The following is a 9,841-nucleotide window of genomic DNA, read 5'->3' as shown; positions in this document are numbered from 1 at the left end:
CGGCATAACCAGGCTCGTACCTCGCTCTTTTTATTCCGTTTCCTTTTGAGCTGAAATTTTACTATCACTGGGTATTTGTAAAACTATTGTTTAATTATATAAGTAATTGCTTAAAAATTATATCCAAAATCAAGATCATAAATAATTGCAAAGCTTTGGTTTCCTGTTGTATATTTTCCGGCACCAATGCCTAAATTAGAATACCAATGTTTATTTACCATTCTTTGCCAACCATACTCAATCCCAATAAGATTGGATTTGTTTTTCGGGAAGTAGCCATCCATCAAACAAACATAGTTTCCTGAATATTTATAAGTTCTTTTGTTCTCTGCTTTTCTTTTATCCATGTTGTGATAATACCTCAATTGGGTGTCTATAAAAGGGTTTATATCCCAACCACCAGTACTACTATATCCAAATTCATTTTTAAGCATGGTATTTATTGAAAATTTGTCGTTTAAAACAAACTCAAAGCCAGCACCCGGAAGTAAAAAACTCATTTTGAAATTTATCTTCGGTTTGGTATGGATGTTATCTTCAAAAAATGAATTACTCTCTGGGTTCTTTAGCTTCCAATCATTATAAGTTTGAATAAAATCAGCAACATTTTCTTTATTAATGTCTCTAATCGAGTCTGTTAAATTTGGATAATCAGAGCAATAAAATCTAATGGCAGGAGCAAGTCTGCCAAAACCTATATCGCTATCAAATCCTCCTAATAGTTTTGCTCTTTTGTAGGTATATAAGTTTACATTACCTATCAACACTTTCTTAAAAAACCCTTGTGACCAAATGGTTAAATCACTTTTTATATAAGCATCATTTTCGATATGGATTTCTGATAATGCCCTTTTTGAAAATCTTGTTATGTCATTTTCTTGATATAATTTAACTGCACTTTTGGAATAATAGTTTTTGTTTTTAAGTGTTCCAACTATGGTGTCTTTTGTTTCCAAGACTACATAACCAATTTTCAAATCTTTTTGTGCAAAAATACTCAGTGTGCAAAAAATAAAACTGAGTAGTGAAATTTTTTTTATCATATTTATATTTGTCGTATATATCATTTGTTGCACTCTTCTAATAAAATCATGAGTATCAATTCATTTTGTATTAATAAAACATTTCTTATACGGTTATTAATCTCATAAACAAAAAAACTTTTAGGTAATCCATTAAAATAATAATCGATGTATCTAAAATAGATATTACCCTCGGTTATAACATCATTTACTCCTAGCAAATCATTTACTCTGTAGCTTAGCTCTGTATTATTATTTGCGGTATTTATTAAATTTACATATTCATTGGTTTTTTTTATAAATAGTTTCCCTTCAGATGTCAATTTGTCTTTATCAAAAAAAGGATTTATTTCAACTTTTGAAGATAATAATTCTAACTTTTCAAGATACATAATGTATTCTGTCGTTTTTAGTTTATAATCAACATAAGATTTATTAGTTAATCCAATTTTAAGTTCTTTTTTAACTATATCATTTTTAAGATATTCAATATCATTTTTTAAATTATCATTTAATGAATATGCTAACCCATCATAATCTATATTATGATGGGACTGGTTTGTACATGAAATAAATGTAAATAATAAGGCTGTATAAAAAATGATGTATCCTTGGACTTGCATATAATTATTACCAATACTACTACACATTTATTTCACATTATTTAAAAGAGTTTCATCAAATATCTCCTTTTGTATTAATAAAACATTTCTCTTACGTTCGTTAATAAAAAAATCTAATGTTTCACAACTTACATTTCTAAAATAGCATTCTACATACATGATAGATGATGCCTTGTCAATTTTAATGTCATCTACATTTAATAAACTATATGTTCTTTTTTTAAGAGTAGAACTTTTTATATTATTATTTAATTTATTCAAAAACTCATTAGTTTTTCTACTAAACTCATGGCTAAGTTTAGTAGCCTCTGATCTATTTCCTTTATAGAAAAATGGTGTTTGGTCGCTTTTGCATAAACTCTGAATACTATCAAGATAAATTAAGTACGCTACTGAAAGTTCGTTCAAAACGTTTATAATATTTGAATTGGTTTCGTTTACAATTTTATTATTTTGAAGTTTTAGTTCATTAATATCATGTATATTATTATGATTGATAGTACGAAAAGAAATATCTAGGTAAAGTAATTTTTTCTCGTCTTTTTTGCAAGAAAAAAATAAAAGAGCTAACGCAGTTAATAAAACTATTCTTTTCATTTTATTGTGTCTTTATTAATTATGTATCCTTTTTTATTAACGTTTTTAAGTATGTAATAATCTCTATACCCTCCTATCATCCATAGAGTATCTTTTGTTGTATAGTTAAAAGTTCTAATATTAATATCTGCATCACCATAAAATAACGAAGCAAAGTCATATCCTGTACCTAAACCGCCCATCACATCTGATAAGTAATTCAAAAAATTAATTTTTGTTCTATGGTCACTTAATGCAAAAGGGTTGCTATATGAGTTATATATAAAACCATTTTTACCCACAGAAGAACCTATAAAGTCCGAACGCATTTCTCCTCCATATTGAACATACCCACTTTGTCTGTCTGCAAAGTTAAAACTATTAAATGCATTATTTTCATCTACTGAAAAAGTTGTTTGATGATGGCATTGTACACAAGGAACGGCGTTTTTATTAATTTCTCCAGTACTATCAGAATTAGGCTCAACAACAGGTATATCTTGATAAGCTCCATTTTTTTTATCCTTACCATAACCCCAATCAGTATTGATAGTTACTGTTGGAGATTGAAAACCTATATAATTTGAAGCGTCTACCCAAGACTTCCCTTCAGTTATTACCGACACTGTTGTAAAAAGGAAATGCGTGGCTCCAGCATAAATTAATTTAGCCCCTAAAGCGGCACCCGCTGGTCCACCAAAAATTACTAAAGCTGTACCTGCTACAATTGATGCTGCAGCAAAGACATCACTCCAAGTTAACTTTATTTTCCATTTCTCCCCACTAAAGTCCGTATACTTCAAAGGATTATTCAACACATACCCATACCTATTAAAGTTCTGGGTATTAGTCAGGTCCTGCACATAATTGTCCGGTTGCAGGAAACGGTGCATTTTCGCATCGTACAAACGCCCGTTCATGTTTATAAGCCCAACGCTTTGTAAATGCTCATGCCCCGTATAGCCTCTATCGAGTACCGCAAAACTTGATAGAACAGTGCCTTGTCCATCAACAATTTTAACCACATCTCCCCAAGCATCGAACAAACGTTTTTCTACGACGTTACCCGCTTGGTTGGTTATGGCAACAATACTGTTTAAATAATCACGATGCAAATATAAATATTCTTGCGTAGTGCCATCACTTTTTAACACCACAGGTGCAGTGTACCCATCGCCACCTATGTAGGTAACAAACTCTACTGCGCCTGTTACCGTATTGTGCTTAATTTCCATGCTGCCATCGGCAGAATAATGCTTACGGTACTGCCTTTGCAGTTTATCGGTCTGCAAGCCGCCATAGAACATAGTGCTACGGCTGTTATTGTCGTTGTAGGTAAAACTAATTTTATCTACACCAGTCTCTGTTATCTCATAAGGGCTTTTCCAAGTATTATAAGTGATATTCAATTGTCTTTCCTGCGGAATGGCATCGCTTGTTTTGTAAAGGCGTACATCATCAAACCACAGAACACCTGTAGCATTGTTATCCAAACGGATGTTCAATTTTTTAATATTAGCAGGTACTAAAAAGGTTTTTTCAATTTGAACCCAATTAGTAGATGTGGCTATTATTTTACTGTCAACATTTGTAAAATAGCCTGTTTCATTTTCTGTTTTCATAAACAGGAAAATCTCCGCAGCTGGATTGCTCCCATCACTTTTTACCCATGTAGAATAGGTGTATTCCGTGGCCACTGCATTGTCAATCTTTATCCAGTTTTCTGCATGCGCAACTATTTCTCCAGATGTCGTATTGTTCATTTTCAACGACGTGGTGCCTGTTTTTCCTACCGTTGAATCATAAGTAAACAAATTAGGGTCATTAATCATCCAACCTGTTTTTTGCTCCATACCTTCATTGAATAGCCCAGCCCTATTTTCGTAATATGCCTTTGAGCTTGGATTTATGTCTATGGAGGTGTTTTGATATTTTTTAGCAGAATTACTGTAATTATAAGTGCCCAAAGTGTTTTCTTTAATACGCCCATCGTTCTCGTACATTTGTTCTACCTGAATACCCTGTGCATTGGTGTAATGGCTCAATCGGTCCGAGGTGTCATACTGGAAGTTTTCGGTCCAATTGAACAAACTGTTCGTTCTAGAGGTTAAGTTACCTCGCAAGGGTTCAAAAGTGGTGTACAGGTTAAGGACATCTGTATTTGTGCCAGTTTTGAATACCCGTGAACGTTCTATATAACCATAGGTATCATAGTTTTGACTTAAGGCCAGGCCATTTCCATAGCTGCCACTTGTTAACTGCCCTCTCGCGTTTACGGCATTTGTTTGCCACAGCACTTGCTGGTTTGCCATGTCTATCATTTGCCAAGCAAAACCGTTTTTATACGTATGCTTTATGGTTTTGGTACTCGATTTACCAACGGCACTGGCTATTGACTTTTCGGTATCTAGCCTACCAAATCCGTCATAAGTGAATTCTTTTGTAAATGTTGCGTAGGGAGTGATCTCAACACTCTTCATTAATCTTTTATAACCATCATAGGAATAAGTTGTGGTAGTGATCGCATTATTTGCTAAAACATCTGTATAAGTGCTGGAGTTTAGCAGTTTTGTGGTATTATCATACACATAGCTTGTTTGGCTATTGGTATTAGTGCCTGTAATTTTTTTGCTCGATACTTTACCATAATAACTAAGTGAATAAATCGTGCTGCCATTGGGCGTGGTTTCAGTTTGTGCTTGGCCAATTTCATTATAGGTATAGTTGTATTCTCCCGCCGATGGATCTGTCAATTTGGTTTTTCTGCCCCAGCCGTCCTGATCAATGGTGGTGACTATGCCATCATAATTGGAGGTTTTGAGATTGCCGTTGGCAAAATACGTATAGTTAATGGTGCCTCCAGGGCTATCGGTTATACTTACCATATTCCCTATGGCGTTATTTGTAATGGTCTTAGACAACGTACCATCATTTACCGTTGTAGACAATCCATTATAAGTGATGTTGGTGGTTTTACCTGTATAAGCACTGTTCTGGATGGTTCGCCCATAGTTATCATAATAGGTCTCGTTCCATTGGCTGGGAGAACTGCTATAAGGTTCGCTCACCTTATAATTTCTACTGTAGATATCATATAGGTAAGAGACATAGGAATAGTTTCCATTGAGGTCCTTAACGCCCGTCTTAATTTTTCGTCCCAGATCATCAAATTCCGTTACCGTGGCACTGTCATCGTCTCCCGTATTGGTCACGATAGTATTGCCTCCATTACGTGCATAAATAGTTTGATAATTTTTACTTAAATAATCAGTTTTGCTTATTTTTTTAAACCAAGCATCGTAGGTATAAGTGGTTGTTAAGCCATAAGGATTGGTCTCTGAAATTAGTAGTCCATAATTTGCATTGTAACCATAATTGCTTACAAGGCCTTCAATATCGGTGCTTTTAGTTAGAAAACGATGGGATGATGTATCATACTCAAACTTGGTCACTCTTGGCGGCACGTTAGATGCTGAAATTGTCTTTTGTGTAATGTTACCATAGGCATCATATTGATTGACTTCTGTAATAAAGTTGGTGTTATGTCCTTTCTTCTTTATTTGAGTCAATAGACCTCCGGTGTTATAGCTATACTGTTCCTCTTTGGTCATGGTGTCCCCTGATATAGAGACACTCTGCTTCTTATTTGTAGGCCTGCCTACCACATATGGGGAATTTGTAGGTGGCGCATAGGTTATCTCGCTTAGGGTGGTTTGTTGGATGCTACCGCCCTCCTTTATGACCGTTGTTGTTAGGGTGGGATTATGGTATGCATCATATACAATTGCCGAGGTCTCGGTACTGGTATTGTTCAGGCCGTTAAACTCCTGAGAGGTATTTAACTTGAGGTTAAAAACCTTATTAGCGCTAAGTGTACTAGAATAAGTAGCGGTTGTTTTGGTGATAAAATTGCTTGGAGCCACATAATCGCTGGCAGAATAGTATCCCAGAACCGTATAACTTTCGGTATTGGCGCCACGTAGGGCCGAATCGTATTTGGATACAGTGGTTATGATTGGGTTGTTGTCGTTGAACCAATTGGTCCTTGCGGCAGCTTTAAAACCTAAAAAGCCAAGGCCCTCAACATTGGAAACAGCACCAAAATAAGAGTACAATTGTTTGGAATAATCTGTACTGCTTTGTTTTTCCAGCATGGACACCACGTTTAAACTGGATGCCGTTTTGATATCCGTATTGGGATAGCTCTCAGAATAGGAACTGTTATAAATAGGCTCATAAAAATCATCATTATAATCAATATCTGAATTTAAGGGTTTATAGGTAATGGACTCAGTAACCCCATTGCCTGTAGTAATAGCCCGTAATAGTTGGTCCTTGGAATTATCCTTATTGGAATTGAAATAGAAAATTTTATTATCGCTCAGAAAGGCAATCTCCAAGGTTGGGTTATAGGGCTTGTCCTTGCTTTGAATCCCTTTCCCTGTAGGTAGGTAAACAGGAAGGGGGTTTAAATTTATCGAGGCATTATAGCCACTGTTGCCTTGATTATAACTACTTGAACTAAAAGCACCATTTCTATTTTTATAACATTTAACATTTAGATTACCTAATGTTGAACTTCTGTTGCTGCTAGTTAAAATTAAATCTGATTTTCCATCTTTGTCATAATCAGAGGCTATATAATTATAGGTGTTTGTAGAATTGTTTTGTAAAAATGAAACTCCAGTGTAGGTTTGAATGGCTTTTACAAAATTAGTTCCAGTGGACGTGTATTTGTGCCATTCTGTAGAACCATAGGATTTCGGGATGATGAAATCCGTTTTGCCGTCGCCGTTGTAATCGCCAATAATGATTGTTTTGGTATTCTCAATAGAGATATTGGAATCGGGATAGTTCCATAGCATTATTAATTGATTAGTATTGCTTAATGTATAGGTAGTAACTTTTCCGTTTTCAAAGACCATAAAATCGGACTTGCCATCGCCATTCACGTCGGCAACTTCTACTCTCGATTTTGAAGTCAAATTCGCTAGCAACTCACCAGAATACGTTAAGAAATTAGTGGCGTTATCTCTTTTTAAATCAACAAAATAGACTTTTTTCGAAGTAATATATGACGTAATGGTGCGACAAAAAATATCAGTTATTACTTTTTCAAGATCCATATCAATAGCAATCACGTCTGAAAGCCCATCGCCATTAAAATCACCCGAAAGTATTTTTTTTGGAAAAATTTTATTGACCGCAACAGTTTTACAGTTCACTTTTTCTGTTGTTGCTTGGGTTGGAAAATTAACCACCCGTTCGTATTGATAATAAATCGGAGATACCGTACCTGCACTAAAGATAGTGAAAGTATAGTTGGTGTTTGTTTTTTTTGCAACTGACCATCCTTGTTTGTCCCATAATTTATTGTTCCATGTTAACCATGATACAGGAAAAATAGTTTCAAATTCGCCCACGTTATGTTCATAACCAAAATTTGTGTTAGTACCTGTACCAATATCAGAAAACAGCCAGTACTTCTTCTTGCTGTCCGTTCCGGTGGTTGGATAAATTAAGAACTCCATGTTCTCGTTACCGTCAAAGTCCCCCGAAACAGTCTCCGCATTTGAGGAATTGATGTTCCCTATACTCAAACCGGTTGTAAAATCCGCATAGGATATGGACTCTTGGGTATCTTCATAAGTAAAAACAGTAGGATTAAAACTTTTAGTCCCATCGCCCGATTTTTCAGTGATACTGGCCAAACGTTGATACCCCAGAGAATTGGGATTGTAGCTTAACCAATAGCTCCTAAACCCAACGGCATTGGATGTAACAACAATAGAGTTTAAAATTTTATCTTGTATAATACTCTGTCCGCCAATATATATTTGCTCTGGTTTGGCAGAAGTGCCATAATTAAACTGGATTTTGTTGATTGGGCTTGCGGCACCGACAGCTCCGTAATTTATGGATGCAATACTTAAGCTGTTATTCGTATTATTATAACTGTAACCGATCCTTACCCCTTGTGGGTTTTCCCAATACGAGATGGAGTATTCAATGATACTGCGGGAATCGGAAGTATAGCCGTAATAAGCTTTAGACCCATCAGGATATTCAACCAAAAAATAGGAAGGTCCATAAGTAGACCCTGAAGGATGGGTCCCGTAGGAGGTTACTTTTATCGTTGAGAAATTTTCCGTTTCGTAAATAGCCCCGTTAGCACCATATATCGATCCCGTTTTTAACACTAAGCGCTGTCCGTCTAAAGCAAAACGGTCTAAGTTATCAAAATCCACAGGATCTATATTGCTATCGTGAAAGGCGGTTGAGGACATTCTCGTTATAGATGATACCCCTGCAATGTTCCAGCCATACCCGGCCATACCATTGCTTCCCTGGCTGTTATAGGCTAAACCAGCCTCAGGCATGACACCGTTTATTCCTGGTGGTGCCATAATGGGAATGGTATAGGAAGCCGCCCCCGTTAATGAAACAGATAATTGACCTTCGGTTATGCCTACTTCTGTAGAGCTTCCCGTGGGCGTTATAGCCCCCGGAGAAAGCATCCTGGCGGCACTATTGGTCTCAGGAGCTGTTTTTTTGTTGTTCTCTATTTTTTTAATAGGGACTAGGCCCTCGACAGGGATCCCTCCCATGTCCTGAGCATTCAAATAAGATGAAATGCCAAATAGTAAGAGGCAATAGTAAAATTGTTTCATGGGGATTATTTTTTAATAATTTTGATCGTTTTTTTATTTTGGTTCTCATACACCAGTACAACCTCATAAATGCCGCTTGGATAACTTTCAAAAGCAATGTTTTGGTGGTTCTGGCTTTTTAAATTAGGGACAGTTTTCAATAGGCGCCCACTCAGGTCGAAGACATGGACAGCAACGACCCTGCTCTCATCCGTACTGTTCCATTGTAAATAGAGTTCCTCTTTTACGGGGTTCGGGTAATAACTGAAAGTATCCTCATCGGAAAATTTTTGTAGTTCAGGTTCCTCTATCGAAGCAATTTCCTTATTGCTTTTTTTTGAGCTCTTGGCACTGGTACAATTGATACATAACTCGCGCTGTATTTGATTACCCGCCAGGTCATATTCAAATTTAATTTTGTCCTGGGCCTGGACCAATGTAGAGGCCCCAAATAGTACGCATAGTATAAACTGTTTCATATTTTTAGTGTAAATAAATTTAACTAATGTAGTAAATAAATTATTACACACAACGATTGTTTGAAAATATTTAATCAAATATTTAATTCTATATAAAAGATTATTAATATTTTAATAATCAAATGTTTACGTATTTCAAAAACTACAGTAAATATTACAATTTTCATGTTTCATTTGGATATTATCTGAATCTAAGTTTGTAATTTATTTTAACAAAATGAATATTTATACAGAAAAACGCCAAGTTTCAATTATTAGGATATGAGAAGACATAATCATGCGCCGTCTAGCTCTTTTTTTTGTCTTTTCTAAACCTCGAAGATCCCCATCCTTCACATAGTTTATAATGCAATTATCTATAAGTACCTGCAATTTTAAAAGCGAATGTCCATATTCTTTCGTAGCAAATGGAATTTAAAAAATCCAAACGGTGAAAAACCTTTTTGGATTGGTTTTAAATTTTGACCCATTGCATGAAAAAAACAAATCAA

The 9,841-nt window shown here is 35.4% G+C and carries 5 protein-coding genes; all 5 read right to left on the bottom strand.

Features of this window, described 5'->3' with window-relative positions:
* Positions 1-110 precede the first annotated feature (110 nt).
* Genes EV196_RS19655 through EV196_RS19635 form a run of 5 tightly spaced genes read right to left on the bottom strand, consistent with a single transcriptional unit; the run spans position 111 to position 9,350 of the window.
* Positions 111-1,043: a hypothetical protein gene (locus tag EV196_RS19655; RefSeq protein ID WP_132219494.1), complete on the bottom strand. Its 933-nt coding sequence runs from the start codon at positions 1,041-1,043 to the stop codon at positions 111-113.
* A 20-nt stretch (positions 1,044-1,063) separates the two neighbouring features.
* The gene (locus EV196_RS19650) at positions 1,064-1,672 is read right to left on the bottom strand and encodes a hypothetical protein (RefSeq protein ID WP_132219493.1); all 609 of its coding nucleotides are present in this window, start codon (positions 1,670-1,672) and stop codon (positions 1,064-1,066) included.
* Entirely contained in the window at positions 1,673-2,242 is a 570-nt protein-coding gene (locus EV196_RS19645; RefSeq protein ID WP_132219492.1) for a hypothetical protein, read from the bottom strand.
* Positions 2,239-8,892 (bottom strand): RHS repeat-associated core domain-containing protein, encoded by a 6,654-nt coding sequence (locus tag EV196_RS19640; RefSeq protein WP_132219491.1) that lies wholly within the window; start codon positions 8,890-8,892, stop codon positions 2,239-2,241. Before EV196_RS19640 ends, EV196_RS19645 begins: the two co-directional genes overlap by 4 nt.
* Positions 8,893-8,897: 5 nt before the next feature.
* Entirely contained in the window at positions 8,898-9,350 is a 453-nt protein-coding gene (locus EV196_RS19635) for a T9SS type A sorting domain-containing protein (RefSeq protein WP_132219490.1), read from the bottom strand.
* Positions 9,351-9,841 lie beyond the last annotated feature (491 nt).

Origin of the sequence: Mariniflexile fucanivorans, from assembly GCF_004341235.1 — a bacterium.
Classification (GTDB): domain Bacteria; phylum Bacteroidota; class Bacteroidia; order Flavobacteriales; family Flavobacteriaceae; genus Mariniflexile; species Mariniflexile fucanivorans.
This window is presented reverse-complemented; position numbering and strand designations above follow the sequence as displayed.

Coding starts and splice junctions, on each gene's coding strand:
- EV196_RS19655 (WP_132219494.1), bottom strand. CDS start 1,043: ATGATAAAAAAAATTTCACTACTCAGTTTTATTTTTTGCACACTGAGT.
- EV196_RS19635 (WP_132219490.1), bottom strand. CDS start 9,350: ATGAAACAGTTTATACTATGCGTACTATTTGGGGCCTCTACATTGGTC.
- EV196_RS19650 (WP_132219493.1), bottom strand. CDS start 1,672: ATGTGTAGTAGTATTGGTAATAATTATATGCAAGTCCAAGGATACATC.
- EV196_RS19640 (WP_132219491.1), bottom strand. CDS start 8,892: ATGAAACAATTTTACTATTGCCTCTTACTATTTGGCATTTCATCTTAT.
- EV196_RS19645 (WP_132219492.1), bottom strand. CDS start 2,242: ATGAAAAGAATAGTTTTATTAACTGCGTTAGCTCTTTTATTTTTTTCT.